We start from the raw sequence: 23,759 nt of genomic DNA, 5'->3' as shown, positions 1-23,759 counted from the left end.
GGAAGCCCAATGATTACTTTGCGCCGAATTGCGGTGTGTACGATGTTAAGTTTGTGGTTGGCAGGTTGTTCGAATAATAATTCTACCTCGGCACCTATCAGCAGCGTTGGTAGCGAAGGTGCTGCGGCATCCAGCAATGCGGGGCGAGAAAGAACTGCACAGGGGCGTATCGTTTATAATCGCAGTTACAATGCGATCCCCAAAGGGAGTTACAGTGGTAGTACCTATACCGTTAAGCGTGGAGATACGCTGTTCTACATAGCATGGATTACCGGGAACGATTTTCGAGATCTGGCACAGCGCAACAATATTCCTCAGCCATACAATCTGGAGGTGGGACAAACCATTCAAATTGGCAACGGTTCTGCCAATGGTAATGGCGGAATGCTGGCCTCGACAGGCTCGAACGGCGGGTTGATATCCAAGCCACCTACAAGTCGTCAGATACAAACTACAACGGTTGATTCTCAATCTACGAACGCGTATTCTGGTAACTCGGGTAAACAGAATGTAGGTAAAATGTTACCTTCATCAGGAGTGGTCGTAGCGGGTTCAGCCGCCGCTCCTGTTACCGCGCCAGCTGCGACACCTCCAGTGAGCAGCACCGCCAGTAATAGCGCTCCAGTTAGTAGTTGGAGATGGCCAACTGACGGCAAGATCATTGATAACTTCTCTTCATCGGAAGGTGGGAACAAAGGTATCGATATCTCTGGCACCCGTGGGCAACCTATATTTGCTACCGCTGATGGTCGTGTAGTGTATGCAGGCAACGCTTTACGGGGTTACGGTAATCTAATCATCATCAAGCATAATGATGATTACCTGAGTGCCTACGCCCACAACGACACAATGCTGGTCCGGGAACAACAAGAAGTGAAGGCGGGGCAAAAAATAGCAACGATGGGAAGCACCGGAACCAGTTCAGTACGTTTGCATTTCGAAATTCGTTACAAGGGGAAATCCGTAAACCCGCTGCGTTATCTTCCGCAGCGATAGATTGGGCAGAGTGTGTTGCATTCTGCTTGTGGTATCACGGGTAGGAGCCGCTTTATGAGCCAAAATACGCTGAAAGTTAACGAGTTACATGATGATGCAGATTTCGATGAGAATGCCATGGAGTCTGAATCATTCGACGAAAAAGAGCTGGTAGAAGATGACGCCAGCGAGAATGATTTAGCTGAAGACGAGCTGTTGTCTCAAGGTGTTACCCAACGCGTATTGGATGCAACGCAGCTCTATCTGGGCGAAATCGGTTATTCGCCACTGCTTACCGCAGAGGAAGAAGTCTATTTTGCGAGGCGTGCACTGCGCGGTGACGTGCCGTCCCGCCGCCGCATGATAGAAAGTAATCTTAGACTGGTAGTGAAAATTGCCCGTCGTTATAGCAATCGTGGGCTGGCGCTGCTGGATCTGATAGAAGAAGGTAACCTTGGCCTGATCCGTGCAGTTGAGAAGTTTGATCCTGAACGCGGTTTCCGTTTTTCAACTTATGCAACTTGGTGGATCCGCCAGACGATTGAACGGGCAATCATGAACCAAACCCGTACTATCCGTTTGCCGATCCATATAGTTAAAGAACTGAATGTTTACTTACGCACTGCGCGTGAGCTTTCTCACAAACTGGATCATGAACCAAGTGCTGAAGAGATTGCAGAGCAACTCGACAGACCGGTTGATGATGTTAGCCGTATGCTGCGCTTGAACGAACGTATCACTTCTGTTGATACGCCGTTGGGTGGGGATTCTGAGAAAGCATTGTTGGACATTCTGGCGGACGAAAAAGACAACGGACCGGAAGACACAACCCAAGACGACGACATGAAACAGAGTATCGTTAAATGGTTGTTCGAATTGAACGCCAAACAGCGTGAAGTGTTGGCTCGTCGCTTCGGTCTGTTAGGCTACGAAGCCGCAACGTTGGAAGATGTGGGTCGTGAGATTGGGCTAACCCGTGAACGAGTTCGTCAAATCCAGGTTGAAGGTTTACGCCGCCTGCGTGAGATTCTGCAACTGCAGGGCCTGAGTATTGAGGCTTTGTTCCGCGAATAAACGTGATTTATACAAAATTAAAAACGGTGAGCATTATGCTCACCGTTTTTTTATGGCTGGAATTTGCCGAACTCGTGTTATAGCAACACAGAATGCGAACAAAACTGCTGATTACTAACGCCTTATACTCATATCAAACTTTTCAGTCGGTAAATCCATTCCAGCGCTTGCCGTGGCGACAGAGAATCAGCATCTAGTGTCTCCAAAGCTTCTACTGCAGGAGAAACCTCTTCATTCAACAGTGTCATTTGTGTGGCATCTACTGTACCGGCAGCCGTTTGGCTGGAGAGAGCCTCCAGCTCACGCAGCTTCTGACGGGCGCGTTTGATAACATCCCGTGGAACACCAGCCAGCGCCGCAACCGCCAATCCGTAACTTTTGCTGGCTGCGCCATCCTGCACGCTGTGCATAAAGGCAATGGTGTCGCCGTGTTCCAGAGCATCCAGATGCACGTTAACCACACCTTCCATTTTTTCTGGCAGGGTGGTCAGTTCAAAGTAATGGGTGGCAAACAGAGTCATTGCCTTGATGCGACCGGCCAGATTCTCGGCGCAAGCCCAGGCGAGAGAAAGCCCATCGTAAGTGGAAGTACCTCGGCCAATCTCGTCCATCAATACCAGGCTGTTATCGGTGGCGTTGTGAAGGATATTGGCTGTTTCGGTCATTTCCACCATAAAGGTAGAACGGCCAGAAGCTAAATCGTCAGCAGCGCCTACGCGGGTAAAAATGCGATCTACTGGCCCGATAGTTGCTTTGGCTGCAGGCACAAAGCTACCGATATGTGCCATCAAGACAATTAACGCAATTTGCCGCATATAGGTACTTTTCCCCCCCATATTCGGCCCGGTAATGATCAACATACGGCGTTGCGGGGAAAGCGAAACCGGGTTGGCAATGAACGGCTCGCTCAAAACCTGCTCTACCACCGGGTGGCGGCCATCGACAATGCGGATACCCCGTTGCTCACTGATGGTTGGGCAGGCGTAATTCAGTGTTTCCGCCCGTTCGGCAAGGTTAGCTAGCACATCCAGTTCCGCTAATGCCCCTGCGCTCTGCTGTAATGCCTCTAGATGAGGTAACAGCAGATCAAAAAGTTCGTCATATAACCCTTTTTCTATCGCCAGCGCCTTCCCTTTGGAGGTGAGTACCTTGTCTTCATATTCCTTCAACTCAGGAATAATATAACGCTCTGCATTCTTCAGCGTTTGACGACGGACATAGTGGATGGGTACCAGATGACTCTGTCCACGGCTGACCTGAATATAGTAGCCGTGCACGCCGTTGAAACCGACCTTAAGGGTGTCCAGGCCCAGCTTCTCGCGTTCGCGGATTTCCAGGCGATCAAGATAATCGCTGGCTCCATCTGCAAGTGCACGCCATTCATCCAGTTCTTCGTTATAGCCTTGGGAAATCACGCCGCCGTCACGCACCAGCACTGGCGGCGCTTCGACAATGGCGCGCTCAAGCAGAGATTGCAGTTCATCAAATTGGCCGACCTGAGACAGCAGTTTTTGTACATGGGGCGTTTCTATATTTTCCAGCAGTGCGCGAATATCTGGCAATTGCTGGAAAGCATGGCGCATACGGGCAAGATCGCGAGGACGAGCTGTACGTAGTGCCAAGCGGGCGAGAATACGCTCGAGATCGCCAACCTGACGCAGTGGTTGCTGCAAATCGACGCTCAGATCCTGTAGGGCAGCGATTGCCTGCTGACGATTATTTAGCACTGACATATCGCGCGTTGGCATGTGCAACCAGCGTTTAAGCATTCGGCTGCCCATTGCCGTGACGGTGCGGTCAAGGATCGCAGCAAGGGTATTTTCACTGCCGCCGGAAAGATTTTGAGTGATCTCCAGATTACGGCGCGTTGCCGCATCCATGATAATCCCGTCCTGCTGGCGCTCCATGGTGATCCCACGAATATGCGGCAGCGAGGTACGTTGAGTATCTTTGACATATTGCAACAGGCAACCCGCAGCACGTAGTGCCAGATGTGCCTGCTCGACACCAAAGCCTGTCAGATCGCGGGTACCGAATTGTAGGTTCAACTGCTGACAGGCGGTTTCCAGCTCAAACTCCCATAATGGACGACGGCGTAAACCGTGGCGCTGCTCAATCAGCGCCATTTGTTCGAAAGTTTCCGGGTAGAGCAGTTCCGCTGGATTGGTGCGTTGGAGCTCAGCCGCCATGGTTTCGAGATCTTCAGGTTCGGCAACGCGGAAACGGCCGGAACTGAGATCCAGAGTGGCATAGCCAAAACCGCGACCATCTTGCCAGATAGCAGCCAGTAGGTTGTCCTGGCGCTCCTGCAACAGGGCTTCGTCGGTGATGGTACCCGGAGTCACTATGCGAACGACTTTACGCTCGACCGGACCTTTGCTGGTAGCCGGATCGCCAATCTGTTCGCAGATCGCGACCGATTCGCCTAGCTGGACTAGCTTGGCGAGATAGTTTTCCACCGCATGATGGGGAACGCCCGCCATCGGAATGGGTTCCCCGGCGGAGGCACCGCGCTTGGTCAGCGAGATATCCAGCAACTGGGAGGCGCGCTTGGCATCGTCATAGAACAGCTCGTAGAAATCCCCCATACGGTAAAAGAGCAGGATTTCTGGATGCTGCGCCTTAAGACGCAAGTACTGCTGCATCATTGGTGTATGGCTTGTTAAGTCCGTATCTAACGACTCTTTCATATTGATTTTACTCGTTTTATAAGTCTTTTTGGGTTCGGCAGCCACATTTGAAACCCACCTAAACCCGATAGTATAGATAGATTTGCAGCTCACCCGTAGCCTGGCGCATATGCTTTACTCTTTTGCTAATTGGCTCGATAGGGGAAAAGTTCATTAAAATAATGATAATCAATTGGTTGAACAATGGTATCAAATACTGACAAACCCACATACATTGTTTTCGAGAGCTGCAGTAAAGCGTCTGCCGGATCCGAGTGGAAGGCCTGTGTGACGAAAAAAACCTGTTATCCAGCCTAGGCCACGTCACTTTATTTGCCACCAGCGGCACCCACTTACCGTCAAGGGAAACAGCCTAGCTTGGATGAGGAAGGAAAGCCAAGCCCTACAATAAAAGCGAAAGTTGGAAATGCGCATGTTTACGCAGAATTGAGCGCTAAAGAGAATTCGCCAGGCAATGAATTCAGACAACAATCGCAATCAAGAGCCTATTAAGTGGTCAACAAAAATTGGCCACGGCTTTAGAGTTTTCCCAATACAATCGCTCTGATTCATTAGGTGTTAATCCACCATTATATTGGTGGGGTCTGAGCTGGCTGTAATAGCCTATGATGTAATTCGTTATGGATCTATTTGCTTCGCTAAAATTAGCGTATCCACAATTTGGTACCCATTCTGACTTCAGACTGCGGAAAAAACGCTCCATTGGGCTATTGTCCCAGCAATTTCCACGCCGACTCATGCTTTGTTTTATCCGATACCGCCACAGTAAACGTCTGAATTTCCTACTGGTATAGTGACTTCCCTGGTCAGAATGATACATAACGTCAGTCGGTTTTCCACGAGCTTCCCAGGCCATCGTTAATGCTTTTCCTGTCAGAGCTGAGTCCGGAGAAAACGACATCGCCCAACCTATTGGCTTGCGGGAAAATAAATCCAGAACAACCGCCATATAAGCCCAGCGTTTGCCCGTCCAGATGTAGGTCACGTCGCCGCACCAGGACTGATTAGGCTCCGTTACTGCAAACTGGCGAGTCAGATGATAGGGATATCTAGATGCTCTTTTGCGGCTGTTTTGTAGCGATGCTCAGGCTGCTGGCAACTGACAATATTCAGCTCTTTCATTATCTTACTGGCCCGCCAGCGGCTTAAGGGAACACCTTTTGCGCTGACCATATCGGCAATGCTCCGGGCACCCGCAGAGCCATTGCTGGCATGATGAACTTCACGCACCAGGCTCAGTATAATGATGCGTTTTGCATCGAGTTTCTGCGACCGGCTTAGCCAGTATCGATAGCTACTGCGATGGATCCCGAACACATTGCAAATAAAGGCAACAGGAAACCACGCCCTGAGTTTCTCAACTAACTAGAATTGTTCAGGGAGTCTGACATCAAGAGCGCGGTAGCCTTTTTTAATATATCGTTTTCCATTTCAACACGTTGCAATCGTTTTTCTAATTCACGAATACGAAGTTGCTCAGGCGGCAACGGTGTAATGCTGATCGAGGACTAACTGAGCGGCCTCAAGTCTGAACTCAGGGCTGAAATTACGTCTGTTACTTCTGGTCATTGTGTCACCTGTTTTGACTATGAGGTGATGATATCACCTCTATTCAGGTGGCCAAATTTAGTATTCCACTTCATACTGAAGATTGATTTTCCTAGTAAGCAACGAATTATCGGTACGCGCTGGTTTACGGCTTGGAAACCTAGGATTGCCGGGCAGGTTGTGCTGGCAAGTGATTCGTTTGTAACAGCTGATACCTATGATATCAGGCTGGAGTCAACCTCTTTTAAACTGTAGTGTAAAAGGACACCGTTTTTCACGGTGTCCTTTTTTTTTAATCTCACACACAACTGATGCCATTAAACAGCAATGACCAAAGCGCTATTCTTAACGGAAAATTCATGCTAATGCTTTAGCTTTGAGCTGCAAGTATTCACTTTCGGTAATCACACCTTCATCCCACAGTTTCTTGGCGTCAGCAATCTGTTCGGCTGGAGACTTACCGGCAACTTCGCGGATGTACTGGTTAGTTGCAGATACAGATTTTTGTACCTGCGCACGATGACGTTCCGCCATGCCTTTACCGCGAGTAATAAGATAGACGAGTGAAGTCAGCAGTGGGATAAACAGTAAGAAGATAATCCAGATAGCCTTAGAGATACCGCTTAGTTCATGATCGCGGAAAAGGTCGGAGACGACTTGGAATAAAATAAACAGATAAGCAACAAAGAAAAAAATAGAGAATGTCGTCGCCAATATATCCCATAGGGTCAGTAAATGGTTGGTCATTGGAACTCCTAATGGTCAAGAAAAAATGAACAAGGCAATTTTTGTTTGAGAAGATGCGGTAAACGATTTAAGTATATGTCAACATTCCATTTTTTCCACTCGAGGTAATACTTGCAGGTCATTGCTATGAAGTTTTTTCCCTAGATTGAGAATAAGACGACATATCGCCATATTCCTTAACGCATTCCAAATGCAGTGCAACTAGGCACCCGGTAGATTCACTCTCCTGATTTATACGGCGACAATACTCATCTCATTTGGAGAGAGTATCGTCGCCGTAATTGCAGAATGAGACCTGATAATATTGGCCCGTAATACTACCGACGGGCCAATGCAGGTGATCTCTACAGCGGGTAGCGCAATATGGCGTTCAGATCGGCCCCAGAAGGCAGGTCCTCACTGCGCACGGCCAATACTCTTGCGCCAGTAGCAATTGCTCGTTTGGCTATCTCATCAATCAAACCGTATTGTGCTTCATCCTCGTTGCCACTGAAGGTGATCGATCCATTCTCATCAATAGTACCGTTGAGGGTACTGTCGAGGTTGATCAGTAATAAATCAATCGCACCGAACGTAGCCGCTCTTGCCGCATCAGAAAAATCTTGCGTGACTCGACGTTCGCCAGCACGCGTTTCAAAGCGCGATTTCAGCGCCTTCAACTGTGCCTGATAGTAGTTATCCATCAATGGCCGCACGAGCGTGACCAATTCTGAGGCTCCAAGATGTTCGGCATTACTGAATAACGTTTCCTCTGTCAGGTTGGATAGGGAGTTCGTTGAGCGGTAGATGGAAGCTAAAGGTTCAGTACTGACAAGAATCAATGGATAGTCATGTCTCGCAAATACCGGGCGCAGTGCCTGATCAATTTTTCGCGTGTACTGCGCCAGGCGAACTTTATGGTGTACTGCGCCATGGTGATGATCATTTAAAGCTGCATCCCCCATTGCGTCTCTCATTCGTGCTGGCATATCGGGGACGGTGACTTCCTCTGCCGGTGCATCAGCAAAAAATTCGATCAATCGCGTCTGATTCTCTGATAGCGCGAGAATGTAGGCCGAGTGAGGGAAAGTTAATGCACGCAATAGGGGCTTAAGATAGAAGCGGTCGCCAACATCGAGCCGATTGGGCAGTTGGTTTGCTAGCCGATAAGTGCGAATACTGTCTGGGGTGACCAAAACCGCCAGACTGTGCGCATGTAAATCCCAAAATGACTCGTCTTCTAATACTGAATAGAGCTCTTCCTCCAACAGAACTATACGGCGCTTGTCCAGACCTCTGTCCGTGACTTGCTGCAGAGCCTCCTTGATAAAGTTGCCAAACTGAATTTTGCTGGCCGCAAGCTGCTGGTGCAGAGGAGAGGTTTGCAGGTAAATGGAGACGCATGCATCAGAACGAACATCGGCTAGATAGGAATACTCTTCACGGCTTGGGATATCAACATGTAGCATGTAACACCTCGCGAACTGGCAGTTTTGGTTTTAGTTCGGGTAATTGAAGCGGCCAAGACTCATTGGCTAAACCCTACACAAACGGTGTGCTTCAGTCTCAAGTGTAGACTATCTTTAAACTATTGATGGTTCTTCAGTCTGGTGATCGATTTTCAATCAAGTTATGTGAGCACTGGATAGGGGAGCTTTACTAAACCATACCGTTATAGTGGTTTTTAATTCTTTGCATTTCTTTCTATAAAAAATATTATTCCACTGCATTATGGTGTCTGACTACATGGCAGGATAAAAATTTAAGCTCTCCAGACCAGTATTTTGCTTGCTCGTTTTTATTTGAACCGTATCCCCAGATACGAAAAAAATTATCATATTGATAATGAACTGTTGGTGACTTTGTTTGGATACGCCGAAACGATATTGAACTAGATAAGGCCATAGCAATCGTTATGCAGAACAGTTAGAACTGATTTTGCACAGCATGCCCACCACCAAATCGGTGTGTGGTATCAATCTACCCTTTGCAATCCCTCCCTAAAGAACAATGGATTTTGTTAAAGTATTCTCTCATTAATCAAGAAAAATCTTAACTGATGGTTTGTATTTAATTAGGAATTGATGAGTGGCGTTTATGTAAAGTGATGTGATCATTAACTAGCAGTGAAATTTGAATAACCAAACTTTTTTCTTTTATTTCCTACAGAAAATTCCTAACAAATCAATTTATTGCAACTATATGAATTTAATGAGTAAATTTTTGTATTTAGTGGTTAATGTCTAAAATTAAAAATCTTTGATATTTATGACTACTAAAAAAATTTCAAGTAATTGGGTGTTAAAAATTCCAGTAAAGATTGGTTTTTATGTGTTTTTATTCTATATAAAATTGTTTTTTCAAAATTTAAATCCACTACGAGGTCATCAAGGATGGCAATGTTACCATTGTGGTGAGGTTGAAATGATAAAAATAGATTCTATAATGACCCACTTAAAGAGAGGATTTTTATTTTTGTTTTAAAAGCGAAATAATAGTCTGAGATATATATGGAAAGTAGACTTTATGGCTTTTTGATTGACGATAACATTCAATTAGACATCGCTAACCGAAGGCTTTTTCGTTATTCAGATGGGCCGGATGAGCATACTGTATCGTTCAAAGCTATTTCTTTGAATGAGATCCAAACTCGGTTGTTAGTCTATCTTCTACTCAATGGCAAGGATGCTGTTATCTACAAAAATGACATAATGAAATACGTTTGGGAGGATATTAATTTATCTTCGTCTAACCAACGTTTATGGCATGCCATAAATGAAATAAGAAGAAAGCTGTCTTCTATTGGTCTTCCTGATGATTTTATAACGAATGTACATGGCGTTGGTTATTCGCTGGATAATCAAATAATCCTGTCATTATTTATAAGATAAAATGCATTCTGTAAAAAAGAAATATAGCGAAGTAAATGTATCCATATTCTATGGGTATCAACCACGCCATTTTAATGGATATTAGAATGGTTTAACAACTCAAGGTAAGTAGGAATAGATATGAAAAAGTTAGCAATCGTTGCATCCCTGGTAGCAGCTTTTGGTTCAATTGGTATGGCTCAAGCGGCTTCAACAGGAACGATCACTTTTGAGGGTGAACTGACAGCAACCACCTGTGACGTTATTGTGGATGGTCAGACTGCCGATGCCAAAGTGGTTCTGCCAACTGTCAGTATCAACCAATTGGCTGGTCCTGCCCAGACCGCTGGTCGTACTGGTTTCAATATGGCACTGAGTAACTGTTCCGGTGCCCTGGAAACGGCTTCGGCATTCTTTGAAGCTGGCACTTCTGTTGATCTGGTTACCGGCCGTCTGAAAAACATGAACGGAACTGCAGAAAACGTGAGCCTGCAGTTGCGTGATGAATCCAGCGCAAATGAAACAGTGATCAAAGCGGGTAGCCAGAGTCAAATACTTGGTACTACTTATAAGGACATCACCAGCGGTAGCGCCAACCTCCCATACGCTGTTGAGTATTATGCAGAGGATGCAACTCTGGCTGGTACCGTTCGCAGCAACGTAGTTTATTCTATCCAATACCAGTAATAGACTGCGGGAGGGGGATTTCCCCTCCCAATCTCTGAGTTTGTCTGGAGTTTATGATGAAGTTGTTCTCTCACACTACGCGCCTGATGGGTACCATTGCGGTAGTTACATTGTTCAGTGCCAACGCTTTGGCCAGCGTAGTAATCAGCGGTACGCGAGTGATTTATCCATCTGATGCTAAAGAAGTCAGCGTGAAAATCAGCAATGGTGGACCATCCCCTGTATTGCTGCAAAGCTGGATCGATAACGGTGACAGCAAAGCCAAACCCTCGGCGATAAAGGTGCCGTTTGTGCTGACTCCACCAATGAATCGTGTCGAATCCAACAAGGGACAAACCCTACGTATCAGCTATACAGGGGGGGCTCTGCCGAGAGATAAGGAATCGGTGTTCTGGCTTAATGTGCTGGAAGTTCCGGCTAAAGCCCAAGTGAAAAGCGACCAGAATCTTCTTCAGGTCGCTTTCCGTTCACGCATCAAGCTTTTTTATCGCCCGGCAGGTCTTGAAGGCAATGCTAATGATGCAGTGAAGGCGCTGACCTGGAAGATTCAGGCTAGTAAGGTGCAGGCAACAAATCCTACGCCATATTATGTATCCCTGGTGAATCTGTCGATGAACGGTAAAAAACTTGGTTACGCCATGGTAGCGCCACGCAGCACAATGACGTTGGATTTAATGGGTAATTCAGGGAATAAAATTGTCGGGAGTTTTGTTAATGACTACGGTGCGGTTAATACCTTCGACGCTGTCGTGAAGTAAACTGCCATTAGCGAAAGCGTCGTTAGCTAAAATATTAGCCATTATTCAGGAAATTATTTCTTGAAGGGATTCTTAATGTCAAAATCTTTGCAACATGGTTTCCACGGGCGACTATCGCCTTTGGCGATGGCTATTTTACCAACTTTCTTTGTTTGCGGCGTAAATGCTGAGACGGCCATCAATATTAACAAACCGCAAGAGATCGCAAAAAATCTGGAATTTGATGCTTCTTTTCTGAATATTGACGATGAAAAGTCTGTTGACCTCAGCCGTTTTGCCAATGGGGCTTCGGCACTTCCCGGCGTATATAGAACAGCACTCTATGTTAACGCTCAGCCGATCAGTAATGCAGATATTGAATTAAAGGAGCGGGCAGACAAGTCGGTCTATCCCTGCCTGACCCGTGATGTGATTAAAAACATTGCCTTCAATTACGACAAGTTACCGGCAGATTTTTTAAGATCGCAAACCGGTGGTGATACCTGCCTGGATTTACAACGCAAATTGCCAGAGGCGCAGGTTAACTACGACAGTAATGAACAGCGTCTGGATATCGTGGTACCGCAAATTTACATGTTGAATGCCGCACGCGGTTCCGTCAGCACGGAGTTGTGGGATAGTGGCGTACCGGCATTATTGCTGGGCTATAACGTCAATGGTTACACCAGTGAGACACATGGTGATACCTTCAATTCGGTGTTTGCCGGGGTGAACGCCGGGCTGAACGTTGGTGCCTGGTATTTAAGGCACAACGGCTCTTATACCCATATGGATAACGGGTCGAGCCAATACAGCAGCATTAATACTTACCTGCAGCGCGATATTCCGCTGATCAAGGCGCGCGTATTGGTGGGGCAGTCAAACACCCTTGGACAACTGTTCGATACGCTACCGTTTACAGGCATTCAACTGGCCACAGATGAACGGATGCTGCCTGAGTCCTTGCGTGGTTACGCGCCAGAGATCCGCGGTATTGCCCGTACCACAGCCAGGGTCACCGTGCGCCAAGGTGGTCAGGTGCTATATGAAACCACAGTGACGCCTGGGCAATTCCTGATCAACGACCTCTACCCAACCGGCTACGGTGGCGATCTGGATGTGACGATACGCGAATCCGATGGTACCGAGCAGACTTTTAGTGTGCCATATGCTTCTGTGGCTCAATTGCTGCGTCCCGGTGCATCGCGTTACGCAGTGACCGCTGGTGAAATACGTAGCGATAACCTGCGCACTAAACCCGCATTATATCAGGCAACTTATCAGCTTGGCCTGACTAACGCTATTACTGGCTATGGTGGTCTGCAGGTCAGCCAAAACTATTACGCGCTGCAACTGGGGGCTGCAGTTGGAACCCGAATCGGTGCACTGGCCTTTGATGTCACGCAGGCGCGGATCCACCTGGGTAATAGCACTGATGCACAGGGCGAACATCGCTCAGACAACAGCATGAGTGGGCAAAGCTATCAGGTGAGTTACAGCAAGCTGATTAGTGAAACTAACAGCAACCTGTCATTGGCGGCGTATCGCTTCTCGACAGACGGCTACATGGATTTCATGACGGCGATGCAAACGCGTGAAGCCGTAGAACAGGGCTTTTCACCTGACTTGATCTGGCGAGCCAAGAATCGCCTGACGCTGACTGCTGGGCAGGGCTTGCCGGAAAACTGGGGGCAGCTGTATCTCAGTGGCTCATTGCAGAACTACTGGAATAGGGACGGAACCGAGAAACAATTCCAGATGGGCTACAACAGCCGGTACAAGAGCCTGTCTTACGGTATCAGTATCAACCGTAGCTTCTCAAGTCAAGGTACTGCACAGACCAACTATTTACTGAGCTTCAGCCTACCGCTGGGGCGGAGTGACGAGGTTCATATACCGCAGCTACGTATGGATTTGACCCATGACAGCAGTGGCCGCTATGGTCAGCAGGCCACTGTGTCCGGCACCACCGGTGCAGATAGCCAATTTAGCTATGGCGTGACGGCGATGAATTCCAATCAGGGGATCGGTACTAGCGGGTCGGTGAGTGGTAATTATCGCAGTCAGGCGACAGCATTGAGTGCCAGTTACAGTAACGGTAAGGGCTACCAGAGCGCGTCCGCAGGCATGAACGGTACGGTGATTGTGCATGGCGGTGGAGTGAGCTTTACGCCTTATACCTCGGATACCTTCGCACTGATCGAGGCCAAGGGTGCCGAAGGGGCCAGCGTGTCATCCTATCCAGGGGTGCGTATCGATCCGTGGGGGTATGCAGTAGTGCCTTACCTAAGGCCGTACCAGATGAATGAAGTCAACATCGACCCGAAAGGAACTGCAGCCAGCGTGGAGTTGGATAATACCAGCCAGAAGGTGGCGCCGTATTCTGGTGCGGTGGTTAAGTTGAAGTACAGCGCCAAGAAAGGTACACCGATCCTGATTAACGCAACTTATCTGGGTGAACCGGTACCGTTCGGAGCCGACATTTTTGACGGCAAAGGTAACGGTGTGGGGGCTGTGGGCCAGGGGGGGCAACTGTATGCGCGCGTGTTAGAAGACAAGGGCCAGTTAAAAGTGAAATGGGGCGAAGGCGGAGAAATACAATGCACCGTTAGTTATGTATTGATACCTATGGCCAAAGGGCAGAAATTAACTCAGATACAGCAATTTAATTCCCCTTGTACGGCAGCACCAGCCTCGGCAATTTCCGATAAGTCGAAACTGACGAAAAATGACTCAATATCGGCGGTTAACAATGAGTCATGATAACTATTCAGTTGGTGAAGCCAAATAATTTTCGTCATGTCGAAGATATAAAAATACAGTCAGTGTGGTAAATAATGCTGCGCCAGAGGTGAAAGAATGAAGAGAATAATACTGAGTACAATCGGACTGTTTTTGTTCCTGGCAGTCGGCAACAGCGCTTTGGCGTATGTAATCTGTTCCCCAGTAGATGGTTCCTCCCGTATTGATACCGTTCCACTAACCCCTGCCGCGATCTCAGCAGGGGCAGATATTCCTGTCGGAACGGTAATTTATCAAGGAGTTTGGATTAGTGGTACAACCGGCATCGCTGTGATGGATTGTGCATCAACGGTTGATCCCGACTCTATCTGGTTCAACGTTGCCTGGAGTGTCGAACAGGCACCTATGCCGCTTTCCAGTTGGTCAGGTAGTCCTTTCGGTGGCGCGGTGTATGAGACCGGTATTCCAGGTATAGGTATTGCCATCTCCCGCAGCAATAATGGTGATGCGGCCAAGGTTGGCCAACCGAACTATCAGTTTCCCAACGATGTTCAGTTCCAGATAACGGGTGGACATCTTAAGCCTTACTTGGTGAATAGAGTTATCTATGTCTCGCTAATTAAAATCGGCAATATTGCGCTAGGGAATCATATTCTGGATGCGTCGAAACTTCCGCGAGCCGGTTTGACTATAGTTAATCCGTTGAATCATCCGGGGACACTCGGATTACCTATCACTGTTACTCGGGTTCAATTTCAGGGGCAATTGACGGTATCGGCTCAGACCTGTGCTACACCAGATGTCAGTGTTAATCTTGGGAGTTTCGAGATGTCGCAATACTTTACTGGTCAAGGTGCTACCACTCCCTGGGTCGACGCTTCAATCACGATGACCAACTGCCCGACCTTCTATGGTTTTTATAACGCTGATAACAGAACGGTGATGTACGATTACAATACCGGCACCGGACTAGTTGCCAACTCAACCAATAACAGTATTGGTGTGAAATTAAGCCCGAACAGCGGGGTGATAGATGCCGCCAATGGCATAATGAAGATTGATCCGTTAGTTTCTGGTGCCGCTTCGGGCGTTGGGATCCAGATCGGATGGGGAGATAGCGGTCAATCACCGACGCTTTTTAATCTCTCGACTGAAAAAACGCTAACGTTGCCGAAAGATGGGCGTGCGACGATCCGTATTCCTTTGGCTGCCCGATATATTCAAACTTCGGCTTCTCCTACACCTGGAAAAGCGAATGGCAAAATTACGTTTTTGATTAATTACTATTGATAATAACAGGATATACCCCAGGGCTTAATCGCTAGGGGTTTTCTGTGTGTTGAAAACAATGCTTTTATGATGTCACGGTTATTGATCTTTAGCGCTTAAAATAGTGCTCTATACTCGTCATGCAACTCGAATTATTTAGAGTATATATGGTGAAAAACATGGATGACTGCTGTAAGTTAAAAAGGAACGGTAGATATGCCTTTAACAATAAATGTAATAACTGAAAATAATTATTTCTTTGTTGGGATTAAAGAGAGGTTAAGTGGTAAAAGAGATGTCGTTAGAAAACTGATGCCCTATGAATTAAAAAACACTTCGATAAGTGAGTTTAATAAAGATGATATATTAATCCTTCATGCATCAAATCACATTGATGAATTTTTATTTATTGTTTCTACCGCGCTGTTTCCAGGGAAAATAATATTTATTCCAGTTAAGGGGCGGGGGAACTTTAACCTTGCTTTAAAAAAACACGTTGTATTGGATACCTACGCGAGTTTCGAAAGTATTTCACGTGAGATCGCTAATAACCAGGACAACGAGGTAATGATACCTAATTTGATGCGAGATAGATTGACCAAAAGAGAAAAGACAATATTGCTCCATACTATCAGTGGGATGGATGCACAATCCATTGGCCATTCTCTGAGTATTTCAAAAAAGACGGTGTATGCGCACAGAAGGAATGCACTGCATAAATTAGGCGGGCGTAATTTTTTTGAAGTATGGCCGGTGAGGGATAAATCGTTCAGAACAGGTATTTTCTGATTACAGCAGCGATGTTTTCCGTCTTTATTTCCTACAACCCTTTTGCCCTTCAATATGCATGGAGGGCAGAACCGCTGCCCGTAGCTTTCAAATCAGTTAAGCACATTGGTAGCTTGCCTGAGTCATACAGTTAACTATGACAATCGATTTTACGAGCTTGTCAGTTGGATACCACTTGAAGTATCTACATTACACCCTGCGCGCTTAACAACTTGGCTAAACAAGCTAAAAGAGCAAAGTGGCCAGTGTATTTAGCACACTGGCCATCTTGAGATACCTATTGCTGTTGCGGCGCAGGGCCGATGTTGTCATCAATGCGTTTAAGCATATAAGGGAAGAACGGGTTGGAAGAGAGGCGCATGAGCGAATCCAGCCCCACGACCAGCACGGAGCGTTCACCACGAGCAGCGAAGGTGCCCAGGCTGATGCCATACTGATTCCGCGGTTCCGGATAGCGTCCATACAAAGAATCACTCAGTGGGAATGGCAGCGCAACGTGAGACAGCGAGAAGATATCCGGTAAGTAGGTAATGCCAAGCATTTCTGTCGTTTCTGCGGTTTGCCCTGCTGCCGTAGTACGTGCCAGTGTGTCAGTAGTTTCAGGTGTCACATTGGTGACAATCGTGGCCTTGTAGTTACGCGGCGGCGGCGGCAGCAGCCTTGGCAGCGCGGTATAGGAAGCGGTTCTGAGCAATGGCCCGAAACTCACCGCCTGGTTCAAATCGAACAGCACCACTTCACTGCCATTGGCTGGAAGTTGGTTATACAACGCAGTAATCACCGCGCGGGTACTGACGGTCGAGTCCATCACGGATTGGAACGTCAGGATCGGGGGTAGCTCTGCCAGTTTGTTGTTGCGTGAATCGGTGGCGATCTGTTTTTGCAATTGCTGAGTGAGTTGGAATGACTGACGGGCCGCATTAACCGGGAACGAATTGTATTTGAAGGGATTGAACTCCGGCACAATACCCAACCATGCGGCTTTGGCAAATGCCGGGAAGATAGCCGGCCAGCCAGCGACGCCAGCAAAGCGGGCGAAACTTGTGACACCAATCATCGGCGAGATCAGCACCACCCGCTGTGGTTTTGCCAGCTTGGGATCATCCAGTGCATCCAGAGTATATTTCATTGCCAATGCCCCACCGTTGGAAAAACCAACGATATGCAACGGCACATCATTACCCGCCAGACTTTTTGCCTGACGTACTGCCAAGCGAGTCGCAGCCAGCCAATCCTGCCAGTCAACGTCGGTCAATGCACCGGGCACGGTACCGTGTGCTGGCAGACGAATACCCACCGCTACATAACCGTATTGACGATAATTGTCAGCAATATGGCGCAGGCTATAAGGGGTATCCGTCAAGCCATGCAACAAAACCACTGCGCCCTTCGGTTTGCCCTGCGGCATCATGATGTAGGAACGGTTCCAGTCGGTGGGGAATTTTTCCGGGTATATCGGGCTACCAGAATAATAACGGTTTAACGGCGTCTGGGCAGTGCTGTCTAGCTTATCAGTGACATTCAGTTTGATCTCTTTGAAAATGGCATCTTCGGCTTTCAGATAGTCAGACCAGTTGGCCTTATCGATTGCCTCAGCGCGCATTTCATGGGGAACAAAGGTGTGCCAAAGCTGGAGCGATGGCCCACGCTGAGTGTCATAAATGCGCGCACCCAATGCACCGATGAATAAAACAACCATCAACAGTGCAATACGCTTTATCCATTTGAGAAGCATATATTTTAACTCCGTTTCTTATTGTAATTTGAAGAGCCGGAAAACTCGCAATTATCCCGAAAGGCTGACTCTCTGTGCGCTACATATCAGCAGAGAGGGGCCATGTTGACGCTTTGATCCAAACCGCCGGACAACCTGAAAAATCGTACCGTGACCTTACCGCGGAGATACCGTAACGGTGCTCCCACTTGTTGCAATAGCCACGCGTTGCCCCGGATGGAACTGGGAGGAACCCTGAGCCTGGACGACAATGATGTTAGTTCCGTCATCGCGCCGAACTTCAAGTTCCACGCCAGAACTACGGTTCATTGAGCTTTGAATGCTCTGGCCAGCTACTGCACCGCCAACTACACCCGTTGCGGTTGCCAGGTTACGCCCACGGCCACCACCAACGGTATTACCCAGGAATCCCCCAACCACAGCCCCACCGATTGCCCCGGCTGCATTAGTGCCATCACCGCCCTGGATTGTTACCGGACGAACCGATACCAGCGTGCCATAAGTCACGGTTTGCACCTGTCTGGCTTGCGCCGCCGTGAAGGTATCACCGGAGGAGGTTTGATTCGCGGCACAGCCACTGAGAAGGGCGGTGGCAATAGTTATGACAACGATTGTTTTAGTCATAAATAACTCCAAGCAAGTTGAGTGTTGGGAAGAGACAGGTCTGTCTCATAGTTTGAAGTATGGCAGGAACCTGATTTTATTCAGGTAGTCCTGAAAAAAATTATGCTGAGAGGGCTGTGTAAACATTGGAAAATCAATTTTATGATTATAAATCAAGTAATTAATCTGTTTTATGCAGGTGATTGATTAATGGGGGGCTGGGCGACAATGGTGAGATGATGGGACACATCCTTGTGTCCCGCACGATAAGCCGACGCTGGGTTATCACGTCAGGTACTCAGGGTATAAACGCAGCAGGGAACGGTAACGTGTAGGCTGGCGAGTTAACGGCAGCCACGCCCGCCGTGCATACCTGCGCCGCCCATTCCCATTCTGTGGCCCATTGCTGGAACACCTGCTTTGGCGAGATCGGTATCCAGCGCAACGCGCTGTTGGTATAGGTTGTCACGTAGGGTGGTAATTTCTTTGCTGACGGCCAGTACTTTTTGTTCGTCGACGGGCTTGCTGGTTAACAACGCCTGGTACTCATACTGTTTGGACATCATTTGTTGGCGCAAATCGGCCGTTTTGAGTTGGAATTCGCTAAATGCTTTCTGGCTGATGGCCTGTTGCTCTGGTGTCAGTGCAGACATGTAGCCTTGATGATAACCCATGCCCTGCGAGCCAGGCATGCCTTGCCCGTTATTACCATTTTTTGCCATGGCGACGTTACCTAGACCGATCAGCACGACAGTGGAGATAAGTACAGCGAAGGCGTTTTTATTAAGCATCATGGTTAATTTCCTTTTTGTTTAATATCAGTCTGTAAACCTCGAGTGAGCGCCAGAGCGCTCTCGTTTCTTGGGAATACAGCGTTGCGGTTACCAAGTGGTTCAATCAAATCATTGCAAGCGGTGTGCCATGATCGGGCTGGCATGGAATTTGTATGACCCTACGATCGAGAACGTTAATCCGTTCTGACGGCACAAGGCTTGAGGAAAGGCGTTTACGTGCTGGACGCAGATAATTTCACTGCAAGAAAAAATAATTGGTCAGGCAGAAATGGTATTTTTCCTGCTGATAACCTTGCAATAAATGAGTCATTTTTACTCGGCATAGTGGATAGTGTGAGTAATAATTACCCACCTGTCGCCAAGTGTCAGGTTGCAGAGGATACCTATGGCAACGCAATTAACACAAAAATCAAGTCAATCTTCAGGTTTGCCTGTTTGGATCGTTCTCGGCTCGGTGGCCATGTTGTTAGGTATTATCATCACGCTGGCGATTAAGGATTTACAGCGAGGCCGAGAGGTCGAGTTACAGACTCTGCGTGAAAAAAGCGCCGTGCTGATCCTCTCTTTTGAATCGAGTGCTCGAACCGGCATGGGGATGCGCTGGCGTGAGGATCAACGCCAGGCGTTACTGGAAGAAATGGCTTATCAACCCGGGGTTCTGTATATCGCCATTACTGACCGTTCAGGCCGGATCCTGGCACATACCGATCCGCTGCGCGTCGGCAGCCAGCTCTATAGCCAGCAAGAGATAGAGGCGTTGAATGTGACGGGAAAAGAGCAGTGGCATATGACCTCTTTCCTTGATCGGCAAGATAACCGGCAACAGGCCTTTGAAACCTATCGCTTCTTCAAGTCGCAAAAACGCGGTAACGGCCACGGTGCCCATATGATGAAAATGCATCGGGCAGAGGAGGCTGCGGATGTCGTGCAGGATGAACCGCAAGCCATTATTTTTGCGGCCTTTGATACCGTGGCGCTCGATGCAGCCCAAGCTAAAGATATCCGCAATACCTCCATCCTGCTGTCTATTCTGTTACTGCTGGCGCTGGCCTGCCTGATGGCGCTCTTTTGGGCTCGGCGCTATCAACGCTCGAGCCAGCAGTTGCAGGATTCGAAAGCCTTCTCAACGGAAATTATCAATAACTTGCCGATTGGTTTGATCACTACCAATGCCCAGCGTCAAATCAGCGTAGTGAATCATGCCGCGGAAACGATGCTCAACTGCCGGGCCGACAGCCTGATTGGTCACAACAGTCATCGGGTATTACCTGCAGAGTGGGAACGGCTGGTTGATAAAAATTGCAGTGAACAACCGATTATCGAACAAGAGATAGAGTATGGGCTAGCCAACGGGCGGACAATTCCGCTAAGCATCAGCGTAGCCAATATTCTTAACCATAGCGGCCATTTTCTGGGCAACGTATTTATCTTCCGCGACATGCGTGAAGTGCGTCAATTGCAGGATGAAGTTCGTCGCAAAGAGAAACTGGCGGCAATAGGCGATTTGGCGGCCGGGGTTGCTCATGAGATCCGCAATCCTCTCTCCTCGATTAAAGGCTTTGCCAAGTATTTTGAAGGCCGTTCGCCGCAGGGCAGTGAAGAGCAGGAGCTTGCCAAAGTGATGGCGAAAGAGGTTGACCGCCTTAATCGCGTTATCACCGAATTACTGGCGCTGGTTCGTCCGGCAGATCTGCGTCTGCAATGGGTCGATGTCAATGAAGTGATTGAACACTCGCTGCATCTCATCCGCCAAGATGCGGAACGTAAAAATATCGCCCTTCGGTACCACTGTGATAGCGCACTGCCTGTGGTGGAGCTTGATCCCGACCGTTTCACGCAGGTTTTGTTGAATCTTTATCTCAACGCCATTCAGGCAATTGACTCTGACGGCTGGCTTGAGATTGTTGCTGAACTGACAAAAGAACAGGAACTGCGCATCACTGTCACGGACTCTGGAAAAGGTATCAAGCCCGAGGATTTGACAAAAATCTTTAATCCTTACTTTACAACCAAAGCGGCGGGAACCGGACTGGGGCTAACTATGGTTCAAAAAGTTATCGAGGAGCACCAAGGCACAATTGCCGTTACCAGCGGTCCAGCGTCGGGAACGCGCTTTGAGATGGTGATCCCCTTGCAGCATAACGAACAGGAGCACACCGCGCATGATGAAGCCTGACGCAGAGATTCTGGTGGTTGAAGACGATCTCGCCCACTGTACCATCCTTAAGGCGCTGATGACGGGGTGGGGGTATCGGGTGAGTGTGGCACATAACGGTTTAGAGGCGTTGGAACAGGTTAAGCTCAAGCCGTTTGACCTGATCCTGACTGACGTGCGGATGGCGGAAATGGACGGTATAGAAGCGTTAAAGGCAATCAAATCCTATAACCCGGCTATCCCGATCCTGATCATGACCGCATACTCGAACGTTGAGTCTGCGGTGGCGGCGATCAAATCTGGTGCCTATGACTATCTGACCAAACCACTCGATTTCGACATGCTGCGCATTACCCTTGAGCGGGCGCTGGAGCATACCTCGTTGAAAACCGAGAACCATGTGTTGAAGCAGCGTCTGATTTTTGACAGCCAAAATATGATTGGCCGCAGCGAGCCGATGCGTCGGTTGATGGAGATGATCGCCATGATCGCCCCTTCAGAAGCGACGGTGTTGATCTGTGGTGAATCAGGAACAGGTAAAGAGCTGATTGCCAAGGCGGTTCATGCCCATAGCCTGCGGAAAGCGCGGCCGTTGGTCAGTATCAACTGTGCAGCGTTGAGTGAATCACTGTTAGAGTCAGAACTGTTTGGTCATGAAAAGGGGGCTTTCACCGGAGCAGACAAGCGCCGTGAAGGGCTCTTTATGGAAGCCAATAAGGGTACGCTGTTTCTTGATGAAATTGGTGAGATCTCCCTCTTGATGCAGGCAAAATTGCTGCGTGCCATTCAGGAACGTGAAATCCAACGGGTTGGCAGCAACCAGGTTTTACGCGTTGATGTGCGACTGATTGCAGCCACCAATAGGGATTTGCTGGCTGAGGTAGAAGCAGGAAGGTTCCGTCAGGATCTCTATTATCGCTTGAACGTAGTCACGGTGGTCAGCCCACCTTTGCGGGAGCGTTGTGAAGACATCCCTTTGCTGGCGATGCACTTTATGGCGAAGTTTGCCGAGCGTAACCGTAAGTCGATCAAGGGATTCACGCCACAGGCTATGGATATGCTGTTGAAATACTCCTGGCCTGGTAACGTTCGGGAACTGGAGAATAGCGTTGAACGCGGGGTGATCTTACTGACAGGGGACTTTATCAGTGAGAAAGAGCTACCGCTGAGTATCAGCCACTCTACGGACGAACCGCAGGTTGATTTGCAGGGGCTGTCGATTCAACCCTTAGAGGTGGTCGAGAAAAAAGCTATCTTGGCCGCGCTGGAAAAAACGGCCGGCAATAAAACCGAGGCGGCGAAACAGTTGGGTATTACCCGGAAAACGCTGCTGGCAAAGTTACAGAAGTAGTCTGCGGTTTTTTCGCCAAAGCTGTGGCCGCTCAGGCAGTGGACTCTGTATTGAGCCCACGCCTTCAAGCAATGCGGTTGTAAGTTGGGGAGGGGGATCGTGGCTCTTAACCAAGAAACTCCACTTTGCCGCCGGCCAATTGGTACATGCTGCCGACAATTTTGATTTTCCCTTCTTCTTCCAGTTTTTTCAGAACCGGGCTGTTTTTACGAATATCTTCTATCGTCATTTCAACGTTGGTTTTAGCAACGGCATCAACGAAATCATAGTTACTGCCTGTGCGCTCACCTTTATAATCGGTCTTGTCGATAGCCGGTTTGATCTTGTTGAGTAGCCCGGTCAGGTTACCCAACTCAGCATTATCAATCGCCCCTTTCACCGCACCACATGCGGTGTGCCCCATAACCAATACCACCTTGGCTCCCGCTACGGCGCAGGCAAATTCCATGCTGCCTAGAATGTCATCATTTTGGATATTACCTGCAACACGGCAGTTAAAAGTTTCGCCAATGCCCACGTCAAACAGGATCTCCGCCGGAGCGCGTGAGTCAATACAACTTAAAATCACGGCAGCTGGAAATTGCCCATACTGACTGGCTTGTTTCTGAGCTACATAGTCATGTTGCTGCATTTTTCCTTCGCGAAACCGCATATTGCCTTGTTTAAAGCTTTCTATGATCTCGCTTGGCGTCATGCTATCGCGTTCTTCTTTGGTCATCGCCGCAGCATAGGAGACTGTTGGTGCAGTGAAACCGGCAATACCTGTTACTGCAAGTACAGAGAGAGCGGCGGTTCTTTTCAACAAGGCACGGCGTGGTGGTTCCTGGGAGGGAAGCTTACTCATAACGTTACTCCTTGAATACTGCTTGATGAGGCTGAATGTGCTTCAGAGGTTGCGCCGATATGGCTGGGTAAAGAACAAATCTATAATTTTGGTTAACCCTGGTGTTGGCAATTTAAGTGTATATGACCCCTTCTGTTTTGCTGGATTATTTTCTGGTCAATCCAGAGCGA

17 protein-coding genes and 1 pseudogene are annotated in these 23,759 nt (G+C 48.3%); 10 read left to right on the top strand and 8 right to left on the bottom strand.

Annotated features, from left to right (window positions below; translation table 11 throughout):
* Nucleotides 1-9 precede the first annotated feature (9 nt).
* Complete coding sequence (nlpD, locus tag SAQUA_RS19100) at nucleotides 10-996, top strand: murein hydrolase activator NlpD (RefSeq protein ID WP_380678572.1); 987 nt, start codon at nucleotides 10-12, stop codon at nucleotides 994-996.
* A 54-nt stretch (nucleotides 997-1,050) separates the two neighbouring features.
* Nucleotides 1,051-2,049 (top strand): RNA polymerase sigma factor RpoS, encoded by a 999-nt coding sequence (rpoS, locus tag SAQUA_RS19095; protein WP_380678383.1) that lies wholly within the window; start codon nucleotides 1,051-1,053, stop codon nucleotides 2,047-2,049.
* A 128-nt stretch (nucleotides 2,050-2,177) separates the two neighbouring features.
* On the opposite strand, the gene mutS is transcribed toward rpoS, so the two are convergent.
* The 4 genes and pseudogenes from mutS to SAQUA_RS19075 all read right to left on the bottom strand — a co-directional run bounded on the left by mutS (nucleotide 2,178) and on the right by SAQUA_RS19075 (nucleotide 8,482).
* A complete protein-coding gene (gene mutS / locus SAQUA_RS19090; RefSeq protein ID WP_380678381.1) occupies nucleotides 2,178-4,739 on the bottom strand; it encodes a DNA mismatch repair protein MutS in 2,562 nt (853 codons plus the stop codon).
* Between the two features lie 496 nt (nucleotides 4,740-5,235).
* Nucleotides 5,236-6,308 (bottom strand): annotated as a pseudogene (locus tag SAQUA_RS19085) (IS3 family transposase).
* Nucleotides 6,309-6,644: 336 nt separating this feature from the next.
* Nucleotides 6,645-7,034, bottom strand: coding sequence for an SHOCT domain-containing protein (locus tag SAQUA_RS19080; protein ID WP_380678379.1), 390 nt, complete (start codon nucleotides 7,032-7,034; stop codon nucleotides 6,645-6,647).
* Nucleotides 7,035-7,378: 344 nt separating this feature from the next.
* The gene (locus tag SAQUA_RS19075) at nucleotides 7,379-8,482 is read right to left on the bottom strand and encodes a hypothetical protein (RefSeq protein WP_380678377.1); all 1,104 of its coding nucleotides are present in this window, start codon (nucleotides 8,480-8,482) and stop codon (nucleotides 7,379-7,381) included.
* 1,041 nt (nucleotides 8,483-9,523) lie between these two features.
* Between SAQUA_RS19075 and SAQUA_RS19070 the strand changes: the two genes are divergently transcribed.
* The 6 genes from SAQUA_RS19070 (at nucleotide 9,524) to SAQUA_RS19045 (ending at nucleotide 16,107) form a co-directional block, all read left to right on the top strand.
* Nucleotides 9,524-9,904, top strand: coding sequence for a transcriptional regulator (locus SAQUA_RS19070; RefSeq protein WP_380678375.1), 381 nt, complete (start codon nucleotides 9,524-9,526; stop codon nucleotides 9,902-9,904).
* Nucleotides 9,905-10,024: 120 nt separating this feature from the next.
* Nucleotides 10,025-10,570, top strand: coding sequence for a fimbrial protein (locus SAQUA_RS19065; RefSeq protein WP_380678373.1), 546 nt, complete (start codon nucleotides 10,025-10,027; stop codon nucleotides 10,568-10,570).
* A gap of 86 nt (nucleotides 10,571-10,656) precedes the next feature.
* Entirely contained in the window at nucleotides 10,657-11,328 is a 672-nt protein-coding gene (locus tag SAQUA_RS19060; protein WP_380678570.1) for a fimbria/pilus periplasmic chaperone, read from the top strand.
* 75 nt (nucleotides 11,329-11,403) lie between these two features.
* Nucleotides 11,404-14,070, top strand: coding sequence for a fimbria/pilus outer membrane usher protein (locus SAQUA_RS19055; protein ID WP_380678371.1), 2,667 nt, complete (start codon nucleotides 11,404-11,406; stop codon nucleotides 14,068-14,070).
* A gap of 96 nt (nucleotides 14,071-14,166) precedes the next feature.
* Nucleotides 14,167-15,339, top strand: coding sequence for a fimbrial protein (locus tag SAQUA_RS19050; RefSeq protein WP_380678369.1), 1,173 nt, complete (start codon nucleotides 14,167-14,169; stop codon nucleotides 15,337-15,339).
* Nucleotides 15,340-15,534: 195 nt separating this feature from the next.
* Complete coding sequence (locus tag SAQUA_RS19045; RefSeq protein WP_380678367.1) at nucleotides 15,535-16,107, top strand: helix-turn-helix transcriptional regulator; 573 nt, start codon at nucleotides 15,535-15,537, stop codon at nucleotides 16,105-16,107.
* 277 nt (nucleotides 16,108-16,384) lie between these two features.
* Here the strand turns inward: SAQUA_RS19045 and SAQUA_RS19040 are convergent, their stop codons facing one another.
* The 3 genes from SAQUA_RS19040 to SAQUA_RS19030 all read right to left on the bottom strand — a co-directional run bounded on the left by SAQUA_RS19040 (nucleotide 16,385) and on the right by SAQUA_RS19030 (nucleotide 19,239).
* Nucleotides 16,385-17,842, bottom strand: coding sequence for an alpha/beta hydrolase (locus SAQUA_RS19040; RefSeq protein WP_380678365.1), 1,458 nt, complete (start codon nucleotides 17,840-17,842; stop codon nucleotides 16,385-16,387).
* A gap of 156 nt (nucleotides 17,843-17,998) precedes the next feature.
* A complete protein-coding gene (locus tag SAQUA_RS19035; RefSeq protein WP_380678363.1) occupies nucleotides 17,999-18,466 on the bottom strand; it encodes a glycine zipper 2TM domain-containing protein in 468 nt (155 codons plus the stop codon).
* A 323-nt stretch (nucleotides 18,467-18,789) separates the two neighbouring features.
* Nucleotides 18,790-19,239, bottom strand: coding sequence for a periplasmic heavy metal sensor (locus tag SAQUA_RS19030; protein ID WP_380678361.1), 450 nt, complete (start codon nucleotides 19,237-19,239; stop codon nucleotides 18,790-18,792).
* Between the two features lie 385 nt (nucleotides 19,240-19,624).
* Between SAQUA_RS19030 and SAQUA_RS19025 the strand changes: the two genes are divergently transcribed.
* On the top strand, nucleotides 19,625-21,415 hold the full coding sequence (locus tag SAQUA_RS19025; protein ID WP_380678359.1) for an ATP-binding protein: 1,791 nt from the start codon (nucleotides 19,625-19,627) through the stop codon (nucleotides 21,413-21,415).
* A complete protein-coding gene (locus SAQUA_RS19020; RefSeq protein WP_380678357.1) occupies nucleotides 21,402-22,745 on the top strand; it encodes a sigma 54-interacting transcriptional regulator in 1,344 nt (447 codons plus the stop codon). The genes SAQUA_RS19025 and SAQUA_RS19020 overlap by 14 nt, the downstream gene beginning before the upstream one ends.
* 106 nt (nucleotides 22,746-22,851) lie before the next feature.
* Here SAQUA_RS19020 and SAQUA_RS19015 read toward each other — a convergent pair whose 3' ends face one another.
* The gene (locus SAQUA_RS19015; RefSeq protein WP_380678355.1) at nucleotides 22,852-23,589 is read right to left on the bottom strand and encodes a carbonic anhydrase; all 738 of its coding nucleotides are present in this window, start codon (nucleotides 23,587-23,589) and stop codon (nucleotides 22,852-22,854) included.
* Between the last annotated feature and the right edge of the window lie 170 nt (nucleotides 23,590-23,759).

It is taken from the genome of Serratia aquatilis (assembly GCF_044865145.1).
In the GTDB taxonomy this organism is placed as follows: domain Bacteria; phylum Pseudomonadota; class Gammaproteobacteria; order Enterobacterales; family Enterobacteriaceae; genus Chania; species Chania aquatilis.
The sequence above is the reverse complement of the archived record's forward strand: the minus strand, read 5'-3'. Positions and strand labels throughout refer to the sequence as shown.

Coding starts and splice junctions, on each gene's coding strand:
- nlpD (WP_380678572.1), top strand. CDS start 10: ATGATTACTTTGCGCCGAATTGCGGTGTGTACGATGTTAAGTTTGTGG.
- rpoS (WP_380678383.1), top strand. CDS start 1,051: ATGAGCCAAAATACGCTGAAAGTTAACGAGTTACATGATGATGCAGAT.
- mutS (WP_380678381.1), bottom strand. CDS start 4,739: ATGAAAGAGTCGTTAGATACGGACTTAACAAGCCATACACCAATGATG.
- SAQUA_RS19080 (WP_380678379.1), bottom strand. CDS start 7,034: ATGACCAACCATTTACTGACCCTATGGGATATATTGGCGACGACATTC.
- SAQUA_RS19075 (WP_380678377.1), bottom strand. CDS start 8,482: ATGCTACATGTTGATATCCCAAGCCGTGAAGAGTATTCCTATCTAGCC.
- SAQUA_RS19070 (WP_380678375.1), top strand. CDS start 9,524: ATGGAAAGTAGACTTTATGGCTTTTTGATTGACGATAACATTCAATTA.
- SAQUA_RS19065 (WP_380678373.1), top strand. CDS start 10,025: ATGAAAAAGTTAGCAATCGTTGCATCCCTGGTAGCAGCTTTTGGTTCA.
- SAQUA_RS19060 (WP_380678570.1), top strand. CDS start 10,657: ATGGGTACCATTGCGGTAGTTACATTGTTCAGTGCCAACGCTTTGGCC.
- SAQUA_RS19055 (WP_380678371.1), top strand. CDS start 11,404: ATGTCAAAATCTTTGCAACATGGTTTCCACGGGCGACTATCGCCTTTG.
- SAQUA_RS19050 (WP_380678369.1), top strand. CDS start 14,167: ATGAAGAGAATAATACTGAGTACAATCGGACTGTTTTTGTTCCTGGCA.
- SAQUA_RS19045 (WP_380678367.1), top strand. CDS start 15,535: ATGCCTTTAACAATAAATGTAATAACTGAAAATAATTATTTCTTTGTT.
- SAQUA_RS19040 (WP_380678365.1), bottom strand. CDS start 17,842: ATGCTTCTCAAATGGATAAAGCGTATTGCACTGTTGATGGTTGTTTTA.
- SAQUA_RS19035 (WP_380678363.1), bottom strand. CDS start 18,466: ATGACTAAAACAATCGTTGTCATAACTATTGCCACCGCCCTTCTCAGT.
- SAQUA_RS19030 (WP_380678361.1), bottom strand. CDS start 19,239: ATGATGCTTAATAAAAACGCCTTCGCTGTACTTATCTCCACTGTCGTG.
- SAQUA_RS19025 (WP_380678359.1), top strand. CDS start 19,625: ATGGCAACGCAATTAACACAAAAATCAAGTCAATCTTCAGGTTTGCCT.
- SAQUA_RS19020 (WP_380678357.1), top strand. CDS start 21,402: ATGATGAAGCCTGACGCAGAGATTCTGGTGGTTGAAGACGATCTCGCC.
- SAQUA_RS19015 (WP_380678355.1), bottom strand. CDS start 23,589: ATGAGTAAGCTTCCCTCCCAGGAACCACCACGCCGTGCCTTGTTGAAA.